The sequence below is a fragment of the Actinomycetospora sp. NBRC 106375 genome (assembly GCF_030269665.1).
In the GTDB taxonomy this organism is placed as follows: Bacteria; Actinomycetota; Actinomycetes; order Mycobacteriales; family Pseudonocardiaceae; genus Actinomycetospora.
Window position 1 is genome coordinate 278,670 of sequence record NZ_BSTS01000008.1, and the last position, 18,551, is coordinate 297,220.

An 18,551-nucleotide genomic window follows, 5' to 3' on the forward strand; every position below is an offset into this window, starting at 1 on the left:
CCCCATGGAGATCGTCGAGATCGCTTCGGCCCTCGACGGACATCCGGCCACGGCCGGGCTCGACGTCCTGCTCCTCCACGGCTCGCGCGCCCGCGGCGACGCGGGGCCCGGCTCGGACTGGGACCTCGCTTGTCTCGCCGACGACGGCTTCGACCCTGTCGCGCTCCTCGCTGTCCTCACCGAGACCCTCGGCACCGACGCCGTCGACCTCGTCGACCTGCGGCGGGCCAGCGCGCTGCTGCGCTTCCGTGCGGCTCGCGACGGCGTGCTCCTCCTCGAGCGCCGCCAGGACGCCTTCCTCGAGTTCCGCCTCGACGCGGTGACGTTCTGGTGCGACGCCGGGCCGGTCATCCGCGCCGCGCAGTCCGACGTCCTCTCCTCTCTCGGATGAGTCGGGCCATCGACGGCGAGCTCCTCGCCGAACGCAGCGCGACCGTCCTCGCCCACCTCGACCGCGTCGCCGACCACCTCCCCGACGACCCGGCCGAACTCCGCCCGATGACGTCGGCGACCGACACCGTCGTCCTCCACCTCTGGCAGGCGATCCAGGTCGTCATCGACCTGGCCGCCGCGACCTCCGTGCGACTCGGCCTCGGAAGCCCGCCGACCTACGGGGACGCCTTCCGGCTCCTCGCTGACGCCGGCCTCCTCGATCCCGAGCTCGGAGCACGCCTGGGGCGCGCCGCGGCGTTCCGCAACCTGCTCGTCCACGCCTACGGGCGCCTCGACCTGCAGCGGGTCCACGCCATCGCACGGAGCGGCCCCGACGACCTGCGTGCGTTCCTCGGCGCGCTCCGCGACCTCGTCTGACAGAACCCGGCCACGGGTCGCCGACGGCCGCGCGCCAGACTTCCCGGTCGTGGGGACCGGACTCGCCGACCACCTCGCCGCGCTCGACGAACCGGCGTTGGTCGACCTGCTGCGCCGCCGCCCGGACGTGTGCGCGGAGCCCGTCCCCCGCGACCTGGGCCGCCTCGCCGACCGCCTCGCCGGGCGCGCCTCGCTGGTCGCGGCGCTGCGGCGCCTCGACCGGGACACCGTCGAGGTGGGACGGGCGCTGGCCCTGCTGGATGCCCGGGCGACGGTCGACGCGGTCGCCGCATGGTTCGAGGCCGACCTCGAGGTGGTCCGCCGGCCGGTCGACGTCCTGATGGGCGCCGGGCTGGCCTGGCCCGACGGCACGCGCCTTCGGCTCCCCGAGCCGCTCGCGGAACACTGGCGCGCCGAGGTCGCCGGCGACGAACCGATCGCGCGCCTCGCCCGGCACGTGGTCGCCGACGAGCTGCGCCGGGTCGCCGTCGCGCACGACCTCGACGTCACCGGCCTCCGCAAGGCCGAGATCACCGGGGCGCTGCACGACGCGTGGGCAGACCCGGGTCTGTTGCGGGGCCGGATCGCCGCCCTGCCGCCCGCAACGCGCGGGCGGCTCGTCGAGCTCTGCCGCCACGATGCCCTGGCTCAGCACATCAGCCCGGAGGACCGTCACCTGCTCGACGCCGGCTTCCTCGTCCTCGAGGGGCGCGTCGCCCACATCCCCCTCGAGGTCGCTGTCGCGGTCTGGGTCGGGCACACGCAGCTGCGGGGGATGCCGGAGCTGCCGGCCCCGGCCGACGGGGGCGAGCGGGCCGCCGAGGGCGCGGTGGCCGCCGCGCAGCAGTTCCTCGACCTGGTCACCGTCGTCCTGGACGCCGCGCAGGCCGCACCGATCCCGGGGCTCAAGTCGGGCGGGGTCGGCACGCGGGAGCGCTCCCGGCTGGTCAAGCGGCTCGATCTCGGCGACGACCACACCGTGGCGCTGGTCATCGACCTCGCCGCGGACGCCGGCCTGCTCGGCCGCACCGACGACGGGTACACGCCCACCGCTGCCTACGCCCCGTGGCGCGAGGACGACGCCTCCCGCCGCTGGGCCCGCCTGGCATCGTCGTGGTTCGGCCTCGACCACGTCCCCGGGGCGCGCAGGATCGACGGCAAGGAGATCGCGCCGCCCCTGCCCGTCCCGACCACGTCCGGTGACGTGCGCCGGACGTGGCTCACCGCCGCCGGCGGCCGGTCCATGCGGGCGACCGAGCGCGAGCTCGCGTGGTTCTGCCCCGCGCACGGGGACGACGAGGCTGCGCTCGCCGCGACCGTCACCGCGACCGGTCGCGAGGCCGAGCTACTCGGGGTGGTCGTCGGGGATGCCGTGAGCCCGCTCGGGCACGCCCTGGTCGCCGGCGGGGACGTGGCGGCGCGCGTCGCGGAGCACCTCGTCGACGCGTCCTGCGAGGTCGTCCTGCAGTCCGACCTGACCGCCGTCGTCTCGGGGCGCCCGAGCGCCGCGGTGAGCGCGCTGCTGACGGACGCCGCCGAGCCCGAGTCCCGCGGGTCGGCGACGACCTATCGCTTCTCCCCGGCCAGCGTCCGCGCCGCCCTCGACGCGGGGTGGGACGCCGACGGTCTGCTGGCGGGCCTCCGGGGACTGTCCGCGCGTGCCCTGCCCCAGCCGCTGGAGTACCTCGTCGGTGACGTCGCCCGCCGCCACGGCCATGTGCGGGTACGCCCGGCCGCCGCCTGCCTGGTCCTCGACGAGCCGCTGGCCGAGGAGGTCCTGCGCGCCCGCGCCCTGCGGACCCTGGGGCTCACCCGGCTCGCGCCGACGGTGCTGGCCAGCGCGTCCGAACCCGGGAAGGTGATGGCAGCCCTGCGCGGGGCCGGATACCTCCCGGTGCGGGAGGACGCCACCGGGGCCGTCGTCGTCGACCGTGCCGAGGTCCGCGTCGCCGACGCCGACCGGCGACCCACCCGGGAGTCGCTGGCGCCCGAGACACTCGCGGCGCAGCTCCTCGAGGCCGGCGTCGGTCACCATCTGGTCAGCTCCCCGACCGCCGTGGAGCTCGGCGAGCTGAACCCGTCCCTCGACGGCGCCGAGCTCGACCTCCTCGCCGACGCGGTCGACCACGAGCACGACGTCCTGATCACCTACAGCGACCGCAACGGCACGATCTCGCACCGGGTCGTCACGCCCGTCCAGCTGCTCCACCGCTGGCTCATCGCCTGGTGCCATCTGCGTCAGGACGAGCGCGAGTTCACCGTCGCCAACATCCGGGACGTCGCCCCACCGCCGTGAGCAGCGCCGACGTGTCGACGCCGAGCCGGGATCCTCCTCACCCGAACCCGTCCGGCCGCTGGTCCGCCGCTTCCGCGCCGTCGTGGGCGTCGTCGCGCGGCGCGGGCACGTCCGGGTCGGCGCCGCGCGACGTGTTCCCCGGGACACGGAACGACTCGCGCGGGCCGTCACCCATGTCGTCACCCTCGACCGTAACGCTCCGGCCGGCGATCGGGACGTCCGGCCCCGCGAGGCGCGCGACGACGAAGGCCACCGCGACAGAGACGACCAACCAACCGCCCAGCCCGACCAGCACCCACCCCACGATCGACATCGCCGCCCCCCACCCGGCTCGACCCGCGAGACGGGCCCCAGCACCTGCCGCCCTCCCCAGGTCCACGGCCGAGAGTACGAGCGTGGCCGCCCGGCGGACAGACGTCCCGGGGGGCGCCGACCCTGGCGCGATCAGCCTCGGGTGCCCTCCCCCCGACGGTCCGCCGTCTCGGCATCGTCATGGGCGCCGTCGCGTTGGGTGGGTACGTCGGCGTCGGGCTCCTCGGGCTCCTCCGGCGGCGACCTCTCGTCCCCCAGCCGCCGATGCGTGTCCAGCAGCTCCAGGGCGGTCGGACGGTCCTCGCACATGAGGCGGGCCAGGACGAGGGCGACGACGACCGCGACGGCCAGCCACACGCCCAGACCGACGAGCACCCACCCCAGTGTCGACACGGCCGCCCCCACGCCCGCTCCGGGAGCAGCACGGGACGCCGGCCCCCGTCCGATCACCCGAAGTGACCGGTCAGCTCGACCCTAGGACGCTCGACCACTCGCCAGGACCAGGCGGCATCACGATTCCGTCGCGAAGCGCGACTCAGGACGGCAGATGGGCGGTGAGCAGGTGGGCGGGCAGCATGCGCCGTCCGTCGCCGTCCAGCGGCAGGTCGGGGCCCCACTCAGGCGGGGTGTACGCGTGGATCGCCGACGGCCGGATCATGTCGACCGTCCAGAACGGGGCGACCGCCTCGCGCAGCTCCTCGGCGCTCACGGCGTTCGGGCGGACGTCATCGGGGAAGGGCGCGGTCACGTCGAACACGAGGACGTGCAGCACCGCGCCCGGCTGGGAGGCCCGGGCGATCGCGGCGAGGTAGCCCGCGCGGCGGTTCACCGGCATCGAGTGGAACAGCGTCGAATCGACGACCGTCGCGAAGCGCCCGTCGTACCCGGTGAAGTCGCTGATGTCGGCGACCTCGACCTCCGCGCTCAGCCCGCGGTCGCGGATCGCCGCCCGGGCCTGGTCGACGGCCGCCGACGCGGCGTCGAGGCCGACGACCTCGTAGCCGCGGGCGGCGAGGTCCAGGACGGTGGCGCCGATCCCGCAGCCGGCGTCCAGCACCGGGGAGCGCACCCACCCGGCCTCGACGAGCGCCGCGATCGCCGGCTGCGGCTCGCCGATGTTCCACGGCACGTCCGCGACGCCCTCGGCGAGGGGTTCTCCCTGGTAGGCGGAGTCGAAATCCGGCAGTGAGCCCATGGCGGATCCTCCGTGACGCGACGGCGGCGGCGAACGATCACCATCGTCTCCCCGTACCCCGACACCCGCAGAACACGCCGGCTCGGGCCCTGGGAGGGCTGCCTCCACCCACGGCCCGTGACCGCGCCGTGACCCGATCGTTGGACGGGCACGCGCGCCCGATCGCCAGGCGCCCCACCGAAGGGACTCCATGCGCACCACCGCGATGTTGCGGCGCACGCTGCTGGTGATCGTGACCGCGCTCGGCCTGCTGGGCCTCGGCGTCCCGGCCGCCCTCGCCTGGGAGGGCGGCGACGGCCACGGGGGCGGAGGCGGGGAACCCGGTCCGTCCGGCACCGTCGAGTACGTGAACATGGGCGACAGCTACAGCGCGGGCAGCGGCGTGCAGCCACCCGCGCTCGGCGCGCCGCCGCAGTGCCTGCAGTCGGCGCGCAACTGGGGTCACGTCCTCGCGACGCGATGGGGCTACGACCTCACCGACGTCTCCTGCGGCGGCGCGGAGACCAAGGACTACACGACGTCGCAGTACCCCGGCGTCCGTCCGCAGGTCGAGGCGCTCTCGGCGTCGACCGACGTGGTCACGATGACGATCGGCGGCAACGACAGCGGGGTGTTCATCGGCGCGATCCAGGCCTGCGGCACGGCGGCGGCCACGACGGCCGGCACCGGCAACCCCTGCGAGCGGCAGAACGGCGACCGCTTCGTCGACACGATCAACAACGTCACCTACCCCTCGCTGGTGCGGGCTCTGGAGACGGTGAAGGACGCCGCGCCGCACGCCCGGATCGCGATCGCGGGCTACCTGCAGATCCTCCCGGCGGAGCGGGGCTGCTACCCGGCCATGCCGGTGGCGACCGGTGACGTCCCGTACCTCAACGACATCGAGGCCACCCTGAACGACGCCGTCCGCCGCGCCGCGGAGGCCACCGACGTCACGTTCGTCGACGTCACCCCCGCCTCGCAGGGCCACGACGCCTGCCAGCCGCTCGGCACCCGCTGGATCGAGCCCGTCGTCGGCGGCACCAATCCCGTCGTCGTGCACCCGAACGCCCTCGGCGAGCAGGCGATGGCCGACCTCGCCGCCGCGCGCCTCGATTGACCGCGCTCGGACCGTCGCGGTAGATCAGCTCGCCGACCTCAGGTGCGCCAGAGACGGCGGGACGCGATCGCGGCGCCCTCGGCCAGGCTGCGCAGTTTCGCCCAGGCCAGTTGCGGGTGCACCCGACCGCCGAGGCCGCAGTCGGTGGAGGCGACCACGCGCTCGCGTCCGACGATCCCGGCGAAGCGCTCGACGCGGTCGGCGACGAGCTCGGGGTGCTCGACGAGGTTGGTGGCGTGGCTGACCACACCGGGCAGCAGCAGCGTGTCCTCGGGGAGATCCACGTCGCGCCAGACCTTCCACTCGTGCTCGTGGCGCACGTTGCCGGCCTCGAACGAGACCGCGCCGGCGTGGACGCCGGCGACGAGGTCGGCGAGGTCGGCCAGGGGCAGGTCGGTGGTGTGCGGGCCGTGCCAGCTGCCCCAGCACAGGTGGAAGCGGATGCGCTCGCGCGGCAGGCCGCGCAGGGCGTGGTTGAGGGCCTCGATCCGCACTCGGGTGTAGCGCCGGTAGTCCTCCACGGACGGTTCCGGCACCACCTGGTCGAAGTTCTCCGCGATCGCCGGGTCGTCGACCTGTAGGACCAGTCCGGCGTCGAGGATCGCGGCATACTCCTCACGCATCGCGTCCGCGCAGGCGTAGAGGAAGCTCTCGTCGTCGGGGTAGTACTCGTTGCCGATCCGCGAGCAGCTCCCCGGCCCGATCGAGGTCATGAACCCCTCGTCGAGGCCGGCCGCGTCGAGCGCGGCGCGGAAGCGGGCGACGTCGGCGGCGATCTGCTCCTGGCCCACGTAGGTCAACGGGCCGCGGCAGACCGGCAGCCGGATCCCGCGCGGGTTCGGCGTCGCCCCCGAGTCCGGATCGGCGTAGACCTCGGCGAAGCGTTCCCGATCCCGCCGCTGGGCGAAGGTGCCGAGCGTGAGACCCGTCGAGGCCGAGGGCACCGGCTGCGGCGGCGTGTCGTCGAGCTCGAGGCCACCGAGCCGGGAGAACGAGTACGACCACCAGGCCCCGTAGTTGACCCGCTGGGTCATCTCCTTGCCGTACTCGCCGTCGCCGACCTGGTCGATGCCGGCCTCGCGCTGCGCGGCGACCACGTCGGCGACCGCCGCCGCGACGTCGGCGGACACCCGAGCGCCGAGCAGCGCTTCCGGGCGGGGCAGGCTCCCGGCCTGGGTCGTGCGGATGCGGTCGGTGCTTCGCTGCATACCCTCGCCTACCCCCTACCGGGCCCTGTCGCCACCCGGAGGCCGTCCTGCCGACGCTTGTGCCCCCGTCGCCGCGGGACCTACCGTCCGTGGCGGTACGTGCGCGGCGCGTGCCGCCCCGCGCGCAGCGCGACCCGGAAGGGGAGGCGTCCGTGCACTTCTACGACCTGCCGCAACGGACCGTGGGGCAGGTCCTCGCGCACAAGGCCGCGACCGTCGGGGACCGCCCCTTCCTGCTCTTCGGTGACCGGCGCTTCACCTACGCCGACGTGGACGCGCTCACCAACTCGTACGCCGAGGGTTTCCGGCGGGCGGGGGTCGGCCGGGGGGACCACGTGGCGCTGATGCTCGACAACCGCCCCGAGCTGTTGTGGGCGATCTGGGGGCTGGGCAAGCTCGGGGCCGTCGCGGTGCCGCTCAACACCGCCGCCCGTGGCGACCTGCTGGTCTACCTGCTCGCGCAGTCGGACTCGGTGCTGCTGTGCGCCGAGCCGAGCGCCGCCGAGCGCGTCGACGCGGCGGTGGCGCAGGTCCCCGCGGTGCGCGAGGTCCTCGGCCCGGACCGACTCGCCGCGTTCGCCGACCTCCCCGCCGACGAGCCGCCCGAAGCGCGGGAGGTCGCCTGGTCGGACCCACACCTGATCATGTACACGTCGGGGACGACGGGCCCGTCGAAGGGGGTGGTCTGCCCCCACGCCCAGGGTCACGCCGTCGGGCTGGCGATGGCGCGCCGGTCCGGATACCGCCCCGACGACGTGCTCTACACCTGCCTGCCGGTCTTCCACGCCAACGCGCTGTGGTTCACGATCTACGCCGCCCTGTGGGCTGACGCCTGCGTGGCCCTCTCCCCCGGCTTCTCGGCCCGGCGCTTCTGGGACGAGATCCGGGACAGCGGCGCGACGGTGTTCAACGCGCTCGGTGCCATGGCCAACATCATCTGGCAGCAGCCGCGCTCCGACCGCGACCGTGACCACCGCGTCCGCATCGCCATGTGCGTGCCGAGCTCCCGCGAGCTCGCCGAAGGGTTCGCCGAGCGCTACGGCATCCGCATGACCTCGGTGTTCGCCATGACCGAGAACACCGCGGTCACCGTGCTCGGCCCCGACGACCCGGTGGCCAAGGCGGGCTCGGCCGGGCGGCTGCGCGACGACGTCGACGTCCAGATCGTCGACGACACCCACGTCCCGGTGCCGGCGGGCACCGTCGGCGAGATCTGTGTGCGCCCCGGGCGGGGCGCGTTCATGCTCGGCTACCACGCCATGCCCGAGGAGACCGTCGAGGTCACTCGCGACCTGTGGTTCCACACCGGCGACCGCGGACACCTCGACGCGGACGACTATCTCTTCTTCGCCGACCGCAAGAAGGAGGCGATCCGCCGTCGCGGGGAGAACATCTCGGCCTACGAGGTGGAGACGGTGCTCTGCCGCCATCCTGCGGTGCACGAGGCCGCCGCCGTGCCGGTGCCCTCCGAGCTCGGCGAGGACGACGTCATGGCGTGGGTCGTGGCAGCCCACGGCTCCGAGATCGACTTCGCGGAGCTGACGGCGTTCGCCGTCGAGCACATGGCGTACTACATGGTGCCGCGCTACCTCGCGGTGCGCGCGGAGCTGCCGAAGACGCCCAGCGAGAAGGTCGAGAAGTACAAGCTCGCGGTCGAGGCCCGCGACCGGCTCGGTGAGCTGTGGGATCGGGAGGCGGCCGGGTCGGGGGTCCGGGTGGGACGCCCGTGAGCACGCGGATCGGGGACGTGGTCGTCGACGTCGCCGACCCCGCCGACGGCGCCGACAGGGCCGCCGGCGCCGTCGTCCGGGCGACCATCGACCGGCCGCGGGCCCGCAACGCGTTGAGCCCGTCGGTGCTCGACGGTCTCGCGGCGGCGTGCGACGTCGCCAGGGACGCGCAGGCGTCGGTGTTCGTCGTCGGCGGCACGGGCGGCACCCTGTCGGCGGGCGCCGATCTGCACCATGTCCACGGCCTGGTGGGCGACCGCGACGGCATCGACAGCTACCTCACGGCGATCGGCGCGACCCTGGACCGGCTCGCCGACCTCCCGTGCGTCACCGTCGCGGTCGTGGGCGGGCACGCCGTCGCCGGGGGCTGCGAGCTGCTGCTCGCGTGCGACCTGGCCGTGGCCGCCACCGACGCCGGCATCGGCGACCGGCATCTCGAGTACGGCCTGCTGCCCGGTGCCGGTGGATCGGTGCGGCTCCCCCGCGCGCTGCCCGGCGCCCTCGCCCGGCGCCTGCTCTACACCGGCGAGATCGTCGACGGGGCGACCGCGCACGCGTGGGGGCTGGTCAGCCACGTCGCCCCACCCGGGGAACTGGACGCGACGGTCGAGGCGCTCGTCGCCCGGCTCGCCCGTCACAGCCCCGCGGCGCTGCACGCGATGAAGCGCCTCCACCGCGACGCCGCGCCGCCGGCGGACGCGGCGACGCTCGCTGCCGAACGGGCCGTGGCCGTGGCGCACCTGAGCGGGTCGCCGGCCGTGCGCGAGGGGCTCGAGGCGTTCCGTACGGGGCGTCCACCCGACTTCTCCCCGGGAGGTCCGGTCGCCGTCGGTCCCCGGATCGAGGACGAGTCCACGTGATCACCCGGTACTTCGACGAGATCGCGGTCGGCGACCGCCACACGAGTCGGGCGAGGACGATCACGGAGACCGACCTGGTGTCGTTCTCGATGTTCAGCGGCGACTGGCACCCGATCCACACCGATGTCGAGTTCGCTGCCGCCGACGCGCGCTACGGCGGGCGGATCGCGCACGGCGCGCTGGTGTTCTCCGTCGCGCTGGGCCTCGTCGAGCTGCGGCCGGAGATGATGAAGGCCTTCTACGGTGTGGACCGCATGCGGTTCGTCGCGCCGACCCGGCTCGGCGACACGCTCCACGTCGAGACCGAGGTGCTCGACGCCACGCCCCGGACCCCCGAGGACGGTGTGGTCACCTCCCGCTTCGCGGTGCGCAACCAGCACGCTGTCGACGTGCTCGTGGCGACGCTCAAGACGCTGGTCGTCAGGCACGACCGACCCGGCCTCACCCGCGGATGATGCGTTGTCGACCGATCGTCACATCGCCCGTGTCCATCGCCCAGGGTGACATCGGCGGGCGTAGCACAATCGTCCACGGTGCTACATTTCGCCCTATGGGCGACACCATCGGCCAGCGGGAGCTCCGCAACGACAGCGGCACCATCATGCGTCGGGTGGAGCGGGGCGAGAGCTTCACGGTCACGCGCAACGGCAGGCCGGTGGCGGACCTCGTCCCCCATGCTCGACGCCACGACGAGGCGCGGCGCACCCTCGGTGAGCTGCAGCGCCTCTTCCAGGGCCTCCCCGGCATCAACGCGTCGCGGTGGGAGTCCGATCGCGAGCTTGCCGACGAGATCCTCGGCGGCGACGACCCGGCGGACGGATGACCACCGACGGCAGCGTCCTGCTCGACACGTCGGTGCTGATCGCCCTCGAGCACCTGGATCTGAGCTCGGCCTCCGACGCGCAACCCGTGGTCAGTGCGGTCACCGTTGCCGAGCTGGCGTTCGGGCTCGATGTCGATGACCTCCTCGAGCGCCAGGCACGGACCGACCGGTTCTACGCCGTGGTGCGGGAGATGACGGTGGTTCCTTTCGACCTCGCGGCCGCTCGGGTCTACGGCACCCTGGCAGCACTGGTGCGACGGTCGGGGCGCAACCCCCGTCCCCGGAGGATGGACCTCCAGATCGCGGCGACCGCGGGGGCACGCGGCATCCCGCTGATCACGCGCAACCCCGCGGATTTCGTCGGCCTGGAACAGCTGGTGCACGTCATCGCCGCCTGATCGTCCTCCGAGCGATCCGGGACGCCGCCCGGCGGCGGCTCGGCCGTCGGAAATCCAGAGCCGCGCATGCCGTCGTTCTCCGCGTGCTTCGGTGGTGCGCCACTCGTCCGCCCGGGCGTCAGACCGCGGCACCGTCGCGGAGCCGGCGCTTGAGGATCTTCCCCTGCGGGTCGACGGGCAGCTCCTCGACGAGGTGCACAGCCTTCGGGACCTTGTAGACGGCGAGCTCGGCCTTGCAGTGCGCCACGAGCTCGTCGGCGCTCGGCTCGTGCCCAGAGCGGACGACGACGAACGCCGTGACGGCCTCCGACCAGTACGGGTCGGGCAGCCCGACGACCGCGACGCGCTCCACCGCGGGATGGGCGTAGAGGACGCGCTCGACCTCCTGGGACGACACGTTCATCCCGCCCGACTTGATCATGTCCTTGAGCCGGTCGTGGAAGAACAGGTTGCCCTCGGCGTCGACGCGGACCATGTCGCCGGTGCGCACCCACCCGTCGCGGAAGACCTCGGCGGTGCGCTCCGGGTCGTCGAGGTAGCCGAGCATCACCGACGGCGTGCGGCAGATCAGCTCGCCGACCTCGGCGTCGCGGTCGTCGGCGTCGACGACGCGGATCTCCAGGTGCGTGACGGGCTTGCCGATCCACGTCGGGTCGCCGCCGGGGACGTCGTCGAGCGTGCAGAAGAACCCGACCGTCCCCAGCTGCGAGAGCTCGGACTGGCCCCAGTAGGTGCCCCACAGGACGTCGGGCGCGGCCGCGGACCAGGCGTCGATGACGTGCGGCGGGATCTGCCCGCCGTAGGTCATGCAGCGCCGGACCTGCCCGACGGTCTCCGCCCCGAACGCGTCCTGCGCGGCCAGCGCGATGTAGAAGGTCGGGGTCTGGGCGATGACGGTGACCCGCTCGCGCCCGATCACCTGCACCGCGGTGGCGGGGTCGGCGGTCGCGGGCAGGACGAGCGTCGCGCCCATGAGCGTCAGGCTCGTCATCGACCCGAGTCCGGCGATGGTGTGGAACGGCATGACGAACAGCCACGTGTCCGCCGGCCCCGTCTGCAGGCCCCAGCCCCACGCGGGTGCCGTCGAGGCCAGGTAGTTGCGGTGCGGGATGAGCACGCCCTTGGGCGTGGCCTCCGTCCCGGACGTGTAGACGATCAGCGCGACGTCGTTCTCGTCCAACTCGACCACGGGCTCGTCGGCCGGCTGCCGCGCCAGCTCGGCCTCGAGCGCCGAGCCGTAGGCGAGCTGCTCGACGCCGTCGGGACAGGCGCCCGCGACGACGTCGCGGAAGGCGTCCTCGGCGAGCACGAGCCCGGCCCGGCTGTGCGTGAGCTGGTGGGCGACCTCGGGCACGCGGTAGAGCGGGTTGACGCCCGTGAACGCCGCCCCGATCTTCAGCGCGCCGTAGTAGGCGGCGACGACGTCGACGCTGTTGCGCGCCATCGACGCGATCCGCCCGCCGCGGCCGATCCCCCGGGTGGTGAAGAGGTGCGCGAACCGGTTGGCCCGCTCGTCGAGCGCGCCGTAGGTGGTCTCGGTGCGGGTGCCGTCGGCGGCGTAGGCGATGAACGCGACCTTGTGCGGCTGGGCGCGGGCGTGGCGGCGGAGCTGGTCGCCGATCGTGGCGCGGCCCAGCAGGGTGCGGTGGTGCGGGGCGAGCTCGGCCACGGTCAGACGCCGGCCGAGCTGAACAGCGGCTGGCCGTAGGTCTCGCTGGAGACGATGTCCTCCACCGCGGAGCGCGTGAGCTTGCGCGGGAAGCCCTTCGCCGGGTAGCCGATCGCGAGGTGCGCGGCGGTGAGCACCCCGTCCGGGATGCTCAGCAGCTCGCGGACCTCCTCCTCGTGGTGGCACAGCAGCGTCGTGACCGCCGACCCGACGCCCTGGTCGCGCAGCGCGAGGCAGAAGTTCTGCACCGTCGGGTAGATCGACGCCCCGCCGACCACCGAGGCCCGGTCCAGCTCGAGGTCGGTCGGGTGCAGCCCGTCGATCTCGGCGCACACGACGACGATCGCGGGCGCCTCGGCCAGGTGCTCGGCGAAGTGGTCGGCGTCCTGCACGGTCTTCGGCAGGGCGCCGACGTTCACCGAGCCGTCCCCGATCGCGCCGAGGTACGACTTCCACAGCGGCAGGTAGAGGTCGGCGAGAGCCTGCTTGCGAGCCGGGTCGCGCACGACGATCCAGCGCACCGGCTGCCGGTTGCCGCCCTGCGGGCCGAAGCGTGCGGCGTCGAAGGCCCGGTGCAGCACCTCGTCGGGCACCGGGTCGTCCGTGAAGTACCGGCAGGTCCCCACGGTGCGCATCGCGTCGGTCAGCTCCATCGCCAACTCCTACCTATCCGTGGTTAGGTTCGTTGCGACCGGATCGTGCTGTGGCCCACGGCACAAGTCAAGCTGTTCCCACCGCTGACAGGGGGCTCATGTCCGCAGCAGTGACCGACACCGGCGGGGCGGACCTGGCCGCGGCGCTCGAGCACGCCAACCTGCCCTCGCTGGTCCCGGTCCTGGTCCAGCTCACCGGCGACCGGCGCTGGCTCGCGGACCCCTACCGGCCCACCCGCAGCCGCGGCATGGACAACAACGACGCCGGCGGCTTCTCCGACGACGTCGCCGCCGAGATCCGGGCCGCCGTGCTCGACGCCGTCGTCGCCCACGAGGCCGGCGCCCCGGTCGCGATCCCGGCCCCGACCCGCGAGCTGCTGCTCGAGCTGTTGAGCCTCGCCACCGGCGAGCCGGCCCCGCCGGAGTACGCCGACATGCTCGCCGAGGACCTCGGCTTCGCCCCCGAGCCCGCGCCCACCGCGACCGCGGGCACCGACATCGACGCCGTGATCGTCGGCGCCGGGGTGTCCGGGATGCTCGCCGCGATCAAGCTGCGCGAGGCCGGCATCGACCACGTCGTGCTGGAGAAGAACGACGAGGTCGGCGGCGGCTGGTGGGAGAACACCTACCCCGGCGCCGGCGTCGACACCCCCAGCCACCTCTACTCCTACTCGTTCGCGCCGCGGGACTGGAGCACCCACTTCGGCAAGCGCGACGAGGTCGAGCAGTACCTGCGCGACGTCGCCGACGACCACGACCTGAGGCGCGTGATCCGCTTCGGCACCGAGGTCACGGGCGCGGCCTACGACGAGGACACCGCCACCTGGACCGTGCGCACGGCCGACGGCAACGACGTCACCGCGCGCGTGCTGATCAGCGCGACCGGCGCCCTCAACCGCCCGAAGACGCCGGCGATCCCGGGCCTCGACACCTTCACCGGACGCCTCTTCCACACCGCCGAGTGGCCCGAGGACCTGGACTTGAGAGGCCGCCGCGTCGCCGTCGTCGGCGCCGGGGCCAGCGCCATGCAGGTGGTCCCCGCGATCGCCGGCACCCCGGCGCGCCTCACCGTCTTCCAGCGCTCACCGCAGTGGATCGCGCCCAACGACGTCTACTTCGAGGCCTTCCCCGACGCCGTGCACCACCTGATGAACCGGGTGCCGTTCTACCGCCAGTGGTACCGCGCCCGGCTCGCGTGGAACTTCAACGACCGCGTGCACCCGAGCCTGCAGGTCGACCCGGAGTGGGAGCACGGGAACCGCTCGGTCAACGCGGTCAACGACGCGCACCGCCGGGTGTTCACCCGCTACCTGGAGGCCGAGCTCGAGGGCCGGCCCGACCTGGTCGCGAAGTCGCTGCCCGACTACCCGCCGTTCGGGAAGCGGATGCTGCTCGACAACGGGTGGTTCCGCGCCCTGCGCCGCGACGACGTCGAGCTGGTCGCCGAGGGCGTCGCCGAGGTGACCCCGACCGGGCTGCGCGGCGACAGCGGCACCAAGGTCGACGCCGACGTGATCATCATGGCGACGGGCTTCCACACCCACCGCTACCTGTGGCCGATCGAGGTGCGCGGCCGCAACGGGGTCCGGCTCGCCGACGTGTGGGGCGCCGAGGACGCCCACGCCCACCTCGGCATCACCGTCCCCGGCTTCCCCAACCTGTTCATCACCTGCGGTCCCGGCACCGTGCTCGGGCACGGCGGCAGCTACATCACCATCGCCGAGTGCCAGGTCCGCTACATCGTCGACCTGCTCACGACGATGGCGCGGCGCGACCTGAAGGCGGTCGAGGTGCGCGACGACGTCGAGCAGGACTACACCCGCCGCCACGACGAGGCCCATGCCCGGATGCTGTGGACCCACCCGGGCATGACCAACTGGTACCGCAACGCCGAGGGCCGCGTCGTCTCCACCCTGCCGTGGCGGATCGTCGACTACTGGCGCATGACCCACGACGCCGACCTCGACGAGTACGCCGTCGAGAAACGATGACCACCGCCCGCAAGCCGACCAGCGAGCGCCGCACCGAGATCGTGTCGGCGGCTGCCGGCATCGTCGCCGACCAGGGGTACGCCGCGGTCGGGATGCGCGACATCGCCGACGCGATCGGCATCCGCGGCGCCAGCCTCTACCACCACTTCTCCTCCAAGGAGGAGATCCTCTACGCGATCTGCCTGACCGTCACCCAGGAGCCCTGCGAGCAGAACCTCCCGCTGCTCGACGCCCCCGGCACCCCGGGCGAGCGCCTCACGGCGCTCATCCGGGCCCACATCCGCCACCTGCTCCACCGCCGTGTCGAGTACATGGTGGGGCTCCACGAACGCCCCGCCCTCAGCCCCGAGCACCGCGCCGAGATCGACGACTACGTGCACCACTACAACCGTCGCGTCCGCGACGTCCTCGCCGAGGGGATGCGCAGCGGCGAGTTCCGGGCGCTCGACCCTGGCATCACCGCCCTCGGCATCCTCGACATGCTCAACGGCGTCAGTGGGTGGATCCGAGGGACGACCTGCGACGACACCGACGACGTCGTGGCCACCTACACGGCTTTGCTATTCACAGGTCTGCGACCATGAAGTGGAGAACCCTGCTGCGCGGGCAGCGAGGTGCCCGGCGCCGTGTGAGGGTGATCGACGCTGTTGCTCGCAGCACGTTTCGGGCGGATGGAGGGCCGCCACCTACCCTGCCAGAGCTGACCCAGCGTCGCTGGCGCCTCGGTCCAGGCGCGGGCGGAGTCCTCGTAGACCACCCGCCAGCCGCTGCGGCAGATCGCCCCGGTGAGGTCGGTGTCCTCGGCCAAGGTGTCGTCGCTGACCCCGTCGACTAGGAGCAGCGTCCGCCGCCGGAACGCGCCGATCGCACCCGGCGCGGTCGGCATGCAGCGCAGCACGTCGTAGACGCGGCGGTCGACGTTGAACCCCATGAGGTACTCGATGTGCTGCCAGCGCCCGAGCAGACCCCGGCGGTGCGCGACCTTGGCATCGCCCGCCACAGCGCCGACGCTCGGGTACGCGAAGGGCTGCACCAGCAGCCTCACCGTCGACGGCTCGAACACGGTGTCCCGTCGATCATGACGATCAGGTCGTGGCGGGCGTGCCCGATGCCGGTGTTCAGCGCCGCGGGCTTGCCGCCGGTGAGCTGCCGCACCACCCGCACGCGCGGGAGCCGCAGCGCCTCGACGACGTCGGCGGGTGCCGTCGGTGCTGCCGTCGTCGACGACGATCACCTCGATGGGATGCTCGCGGGCCACCAGCGAGCGCACGGTGGCCGCGATGTTCTCCTTGTCGTCATACGCTGGGATGATCACCAAGACCGGCTCGGTCACCGGCGGGCCCCACGAGAAGCCGGGCCGATGCCGCGGCCGGTGGCGCCGGACGGCGAGCAGGCCACCAGGCGCAGCACGACGAGCACGCCGACCACCAGGAGCCAGGTCAGGACGTCGACGACGACCGCGCCACGGCGACCAGGCCGATCGCGACGCTGCCGGCGAGGTGGACCGCCGCCGCCACCGGGCGGTTGTCGGCGTGCAGACCGACCGCGACCTCCGGGGGTCGTGAACCGGTAGCCCTGGGCCCGCAGCTGTGGGATCAGGCGGTCGAGCGCGGCGACGGTCTGGGACCGGTCGCACCCCCCATCGTGCTGCAGGACCACGCCGCCCGACCCGTTCGCCGGCTGGGCGTTGCGGACGATCGCGTCGATGCCTGGGCGCTCCCAGTCGCGGCTGTCGATGTCGGAGAGAACGGTGACGTACCCGTCGCGGCCGGCCCGTGGTGAACGAGCGCAGCGCGTCGCCGGTGACCGCGTCCGCGGTCGAGGAGTACGGCGGGCGCAGCAGGTAGCTCGACTCCCCCACCGCGCCCTCGATCACCAGCTGGGCCTCGGTGAGCTCACGGTCGATGCGGAAGTCCGAGGCCTGCGACAGGTCGGGGTGCGTGGACGTGCAGCCCGACATCCGACCCAACCGCGCGGATGTCGCGCAGCAGCCCGGGGTGACGCGCGGCGTTCGAGCCGACGACGAAGAACGTCGCCGGCACCTGGTGGCGACGCAGCACCTCGAGGACCTGCTGAGTCCACGTCGGGTCCGGGCCGTCGTCGAAGGTCAGCGCGACGGTCCTGGCTGGCATCCGCGCGCTGGCCGGGGTGGCCCCACGGGCGTCGATGACCGGCCCACCGTCGGTGATCGCCGGCGGGACGCCGTCGGTCGGGTCCGGCTCGGTGGTCTCGGTGAAGGCGTCGACGCCGACCTGCGAGCGCGCGAGCCCGTCGACGACGAGCAGGCAGCTGAACAGCAGCAGGCCGACGACCACGAACACCACGCCGGATCGGGGCAGGCCGCGGCGACGCCTCCTCGCGGGCGCGGCCGCGCGGTGGGCGGCCATGGTCACACCTGGCCGGACGTCGACGAGTGCCCCCTGGAGAGCACGTCGGCGGTGGCGGCGTCAGTCGTCCCGCTCGACCCGTGGCTAGACGCGCCGTGCGCGGAAGTGTGGCTGTGCGTGGTGGGCGACCGGTGCTGGTCGTGATGCGCGGTGGCCTGCGGGGTCTCGCGGGGTCTCGCGGGTGACGACGGTCGTGTGCGTGGTCGTCACGACGCGCTGCGGCGCCCGGACAACGCGCAGCTCCACACTCCGGGCCGGCTCCACACGAGGTGCGACAACGTGGCGCGGACGCTCGGCGCAGGCGTCATGGGTGGTCGCCCGCTCGCTGCGCAGCGTGATGGGTCGCGACGCTCACGGCCTCCGCGGCGGCCGCCTGAACCTCCGCCTCGTCGGGCGCGTCGTCGTCGCCCTCGTCGTCGGGTGCGGACGGGGTAGGCCCGAGTGTCGCGCGGACCGGCTGCAACGCCACCGTCGTCGTGCCCAGCGTGAGACCGAAGGCAGCGAGATAGGCCGTGGCGGCCGACGCCCCGAGATAGCCCAGCACCAGGACCCCGCGCCGCCGACACCCGCTGGCGTTCACGAACATCGGCGTCCGATCGCCTGGTTCCAGTCCCGACTCCGTCGTGCTCATGGCCCAACCCCCCGGTCTCGCCGATCTGCCACTCACCGAGGTCCCAGCAAGACCTCGTCAACCACAGATCGTCATCACCACAGAGATTGGTATGACAAATGTACTACCCAAGGGGCGAATCGACTGCAACTGTGGCAGGCGGATAACCAGAGCACTCGACGCCCCGTAACAGCTCCATCTAAGCGAGCGACACGCTACGTGACCGCCCCCAATCGGCGGCATGTCGCGGCTTCCGCCCTCACCCCACCCCGAGTGAGCGTCTACCCGACCGGCAGGGACAGCCACCGCGGGTTCTGGGCCAGCGAGTGGAAGGAGGTCACAGACGGTGCGCGCCACCTCGTAGGAGAACACCCGGTTTTAGGGGCTCTTCCGGAAATGGAGTGCAGCTGAGGGTGTGACCGGGCCGGGAGCTGGGGTCGTGTCGCTGCGGTGAGGTGGGCCCCGGGAAGTTGATGATGACGGTTCCTACGCCAGTCAGCTTCAAAATCC

At 73.2% G+C, this 18,551-nt stretch carries 19 protein-coding genes and 1 pseudogene; 11 read left to right on the top strand and 9 right to left on the bottom strand.

Annotation, left to right across the window (positions count from 1 at the left end):
- Positions 1 to 4: 4 nt before the first annotated feature.
- From mntA to QSK03_RS15815, 3 genes are read left to right on the top strand one after another with little or no spacing between them, the layout of a single operon-like run.
- Positions 5 to 391 (top strand): type VII toxin-antitoxin system MntA family adenylyltransferase antitoxin, encoded by a 387-nt coding sequence (gene mntA / locus QSK03_RS15805; protein WP_285653778.1) that lies wholly within the window; start codon positions 5 to 7, stop codon positions 389 to 391.
- On the top strand, positions 388 to 810 hold the full coding sequence (hepT, locus tag QSK03_RS15810) for a type VII toxin-antitoxin system HepT family RNase toxin (protein ID WP_285653779.1): 423 nt from the start codon (positions 388 to 390) through the stop codon (positions 808 to 810). Before mntA ends, hepT begins: the two co-directional genes overlap by 4 nt.
- Before the next feature lie 49 nt (positions 811 to 859).
- Positions 860 to 3,106: a helicase-associated domain-containing protein gene (locus tag QSK03_RS15815; RefSeq protein WP_285653780.1), complete on the top strand. Its 2,247-nt coding sequence runs from the start codon at positions 860 to 862 to the stop codon at positions 3,104 to 3,106.
- Positions 3,107 to 3,143: 37 nt separating this feature from the next.
- Here the strand turns inward: QSK03_RS15815 and QSK03_RS15820 are convergent, their stop codons facing one another.
- The 3 genes from QSK03_RS15820 to QSK03_RS15830 all read right to left on the bottom strand — a co-directional run bounded on the left by QSK03_RS15820 (position 3,144) and on the right by QSK03_RS15830 (position 4,613).
- The gene (locus QSK03_RS15820; RefSeq protein WP_285653781.1) at positions 3,144 to 3,419 is read right to left on the bottom strand and encodes a hypothetical protein; all 276 of its coding nucleotides are present in this window, start codon (positions 3,417 to 3,419) and stop codon (positions 3,144 to 3,146) included.
- A 131-nt stretch (positions 3,420 to 3,550) separates the two neighbouring features.
- Positions 3,551 to 3,793 carry a hypothetical protein gene (locus QSK03_RS15825; protein WP_285653782.1) on the bottom strand — a complete coding sequence of 81 codons (243 nt, stop codon included), beginning with the start codon at positions 3,791 to 3,793 and terminating at the stop codon, positions 3,551 to 3,553.
- 160 nt (positions 3,794 to 3,953) lie between these two features.
- Positions 3,954 to 4,613 (bottom strand): class I SAM-dependent methyltransferase, encoded by a 660-nt coding sequence (locus QSK03_RS15830; RefSeq protein WP_285653783.1) that lies wholly within the window; start codon positions 4,611 to 4,613, stop codon positions 3,954 to 3,956.
- 190 nt (positions 4,614 to 4,803) lie between these two features.
- On the opposite strand from QSK03_RS15830, the gene QSK03_RS15835 reads away from it, so the two are divergent.
- Entirely contained in the window at positions 4,804 to 5,712 is a 909-nt protein-coding gene (locus QSK03_RS15835; protein WP_285653784.1) for an SGNH/GDSL hydrolase family protein, read from the top strand.
- Between the two features lie 38 nt (positions 5,713 to 5,750).
- Here QSK03_RS15835 and QSK03_RS15840 read toward each other — a convergent pair whose 3' ends face one another.
- Positions 5,751 to 6,920: a cobalamin-independent methionine synthase II family protein gene (locus QSK03_RS15840; protein ID WP_285653786.1), complete on the bottom strand. Its 1,170-nt coding sequence runs from the start codon at positions 6,918 to 6,920 to the stop codon at positions 5,751 to 5,753.
- 152 nt (positions 6,921 to 7,072) lie between these two features.
- On the opposite strand from QSK03_RS15840, the gene QSK03_RS15845 reads away from it, so the two are divergent.
- The 5 genes from QSK03_RS15845 to QSK03_RS15865 all read left to right on the top strand — a co-directional run bounded on the left by QSK03_RS15845 (position 7,073) and on the right by QSK03_RS15865 (position 10,731).
- On the top strand, positions 7,073 to 8,650 hold the full coding sequence (locus QSK03_RS15845; protein WP_285653787.1) for an AMP-binding protein: 1,578 nt from the start codon (positions 7,073 to 7,075) through the stop codon (positions 8,648 to 8,650).
- Positions 8,647 to 9,510 carry an enoyl-CoA hydratase/isomerase family protein gene (locus QSK03_RS15850; RefSeq protein ID WP_285653789.1) on the top strand — a complete coding sequence of 288 codons (864 nt, stop codon included), beginning with the start codon at positions 8,647 to 8,649 and terminating at the stop codon, positions 9,508 to 9,510. Before QSK03_RS15845 ends, QSK03_RS15850 begins: the two co-directional genes overlap by 4 nt.
- Positions 9,507 to 9,965, top strand: a complete 459-nt coding sequence (locus tag QSK03_RS15855; RefSeq protein WP_285653791.1) for a MaoC/PaaZ C-terminal domain-containing protein — start codon at positions 9,507 to 9,509, stop codon at positions 9,963 to 9,965. The genes QSK03_RS15850 and QSK03_RS15855 overlap by 4 nt, the downstream gene beginning before the upstream one ends.
- A 95-nt stretch (positions 9,966 to 10,060) precedes the next feature.
- Complete coding sequence (locus QSK03_RS15860) at positions 10,061 to 10,333, top strand: type II toxin-antitoxin system Phd/YefM family antitoxin (RefSeq protein ID WP_285653793.1); 273 nt, start codon at positions 10,061 to 10,063, stop codon at positions 10,331 to 10,333.
- Complete coding sequence (locus QSK03_RS15865) at positions 10,330 to 10,731, top strand: type II toxin-antitoxin system VapC family toxin (protein ID WP_285653795.1); 402 nt, start codon at positions 10,330 to 10,332, stop codon at positions 10,729 to 10,731. The genes QSK03_RS15860 and QSK03_RS15865 overlap by 4 nt, the downstream gene beginning before the upstream one ends.
- Positions 10,732 to 10,849: 118 nt before the next feature.
- Here QSK03_RS15865 and QSK03_RS15870 read toward each other — a convergent pair whose 3' ends face one another.
- Together QSK03_RS15870 and QSK03_RS15875 are read right to left on the bottom strand one after the other, a co-directional pair.
- Positions 10,850 to 12,400, bottom strand: a complete 1,551-nt coding sequence (locus tag QSK03_RS15870; protein ID WP_285653797.1) for a class I adenylate-forming enzyme family protein — start codon at positions 12,398 to 12,400, stop codon at positions 10,850 to 10,852.
- Between the two features lie 2 nt (positions 12,401 to 12,402).
- On the bottom strand, positions 12,403 to 13,053 hold the full coding sequence (locus QSK03_RS15875) for a nitroreductase family protein (protein ID WP_285653799.1): 651 nt from the start codon (positions 13,051 to 13,053) through the stop codon (positions 12,403 to 12,405).
- Between the two features lie 98 nt (positions 13,054 to 13,151).
- On the opposite strand from QSK03_RS15875, the gene QSK03_RS15880 reads away from it, so the two are divergent.
- Together QSK03_RS15880 and QSK03_RS15885 are read left to right on the top strand one after the other, a co-directional pair.
- The gene (locus QSK03_RS15880; RefSeq protein WP_285653801.1) at positions 13,152 to 15,044 is read left to right on the top strand and encodes a flavin-containing monooxygenase; all 1,893 of its coding nucleotides are present in this window, start codon (positions 13,152 to 13,154) and stop codon (positions 15,042 to 15,044) included.
- Positions 15,041 to 15,628, top strand: coding sequence for a TetR/AcrR family transcriptional regulator (locus QSK03_RS15885; protein WP_285653803.1), 588 nt, complete (start codon positions 15,041 to 15,043; stop codon positions 15,626 to 15,628). Before QSK03_RS15880 ends, QSK03_RS15885 begins: the two co-directional genes overlap by 4 nt.
- On the opposite strand, the gene QSK03_RS15890 is transcribed toward QSK03_RS15885, so the two are convergent.
- From QSK03_RS15890 to QSK03_RS15900, 3 genes and pseudogenes are all read right to left on the bottom strand, one after another.
- Positions 15,592 to 16,377, bottom strand: coding sequence for a glycosyltransferase family 2 protein (locus QSK03_RS15890; RefSeq protein WP_285653805.1), 786 nt, complete (start codon positions 16,375 to 16,377; stop codon positions 15,592 to 15,594). The genes QSK03_RS15885 and QSK03_RS15890 overlap by 37 nt on opposite strands.
- A 531-nt stretch (positions 16,378 to 16,908) precedes the next feature.
- Positions 16,909 to 17,431, bottom strand: a pseudogene (locus QSK03_RS15895) (polysaccharide deacetylase family protein); the annotation flags it as partial.
- A 304-nt stretch (positions 17,432 to 17,735) separates the two neighbouring features.
- Positions 17,736 to 18,062, bottom strand: a complete 327-nt coding sequence (locus QSK03_RS15900; protein WP_285653809.1) for a hypothetical protein — start codon at positions 18,060 to 18,062, stop codon at positions 17,736 to 17,738.
- Between the last annotated feature and the right edge of the window lie 489 nt (positions 18,063 to 18,551).

Bases quoted from the DNA above. Each gene is read 5' to 3' on its own strand.
- mntA (WP_285653778.1), top strand. From the start codon at position 5: ATGGAGATCGTCGAGATCGCTTCGGCCCTCGACGGACATCCGGCCACG.
- hepT (WP_285653779.1), top strand. From the start codon at position 388: ATGAGTCGGGCCATCGACGGCGAGCTCCTCGCCGAACGCAGCGCGACC.
- QSK03_RS15820 (WP_285653781.1), bottom strand. From the start codon at position 3,419: ATGTCGATCGTGGGGTGGGTGCTGGTCGGGCTGGGCGGTTGGTTGGTC.
- QSK03_RS15830 (WP_285653783.1), bottom strand. From the start codon at position 4,613: ATGGGCTCACTGCCGGATTTCGACTCCGCCTACCAGGGAGAACCCCTC.
- QSK03_RS15835 (WP_285653784.1), top strand. From the start codon at position 4,804: ATGCGCACCACCGCGATGTTGCGGCGCACGCTGCTGGTGATCGTGACC.
- QSK03_RS15840 (WP_285653786.1), bottom strand. From the start codon at position 6,920: ATGCAGCGAAGCACCGACCGCATCCGCACGACCCAGGCCGGGAGCCTG.
- QSK03_RS15860 (WP_285653793.1), top strand. From the start codon at position 10,061: ATGGGCGACACCATCGGCCAGCGGGAGCTCCGCAACGACAGCGGCACC.
- QSK03_RS15865 (WP_285653795.1), top strand. From the start codon at position 10,330: ATGACCACCGACGGCAGCGTCCTGCTCGACACGTCGGTGCTGATCGCC.
- QSK03_RS15875 (WP_285653799.1), bottom strand. From the start codon at position 13,053: ATGGAGCTGACCGACGCGATGCGCACCGTGGGGACCTGCCGGTACTTC.
- QSK03_RS15880 (WP_285653801.1), top strand. From the start codon at position 13,152: ATGTCCGCAGCAGTGACCGACACCGGCGGGGCGGACCTGGCCGCGGCG.
- QSK03_RS15885 (WP_285653803.1), top strand. From the start codon at position 15,041: ATGACCACCGCCCGCAAGCCGACCAGCGAGCGCCGCACCGAGATCGTG.
- QSK03_RS15900 (WP_285653809.1), bottom strand. From the start codon at position 18,062: ATGAGCACGACGGAGTCGGGACTGGAACCAGGCGATCGGACGCCGATG.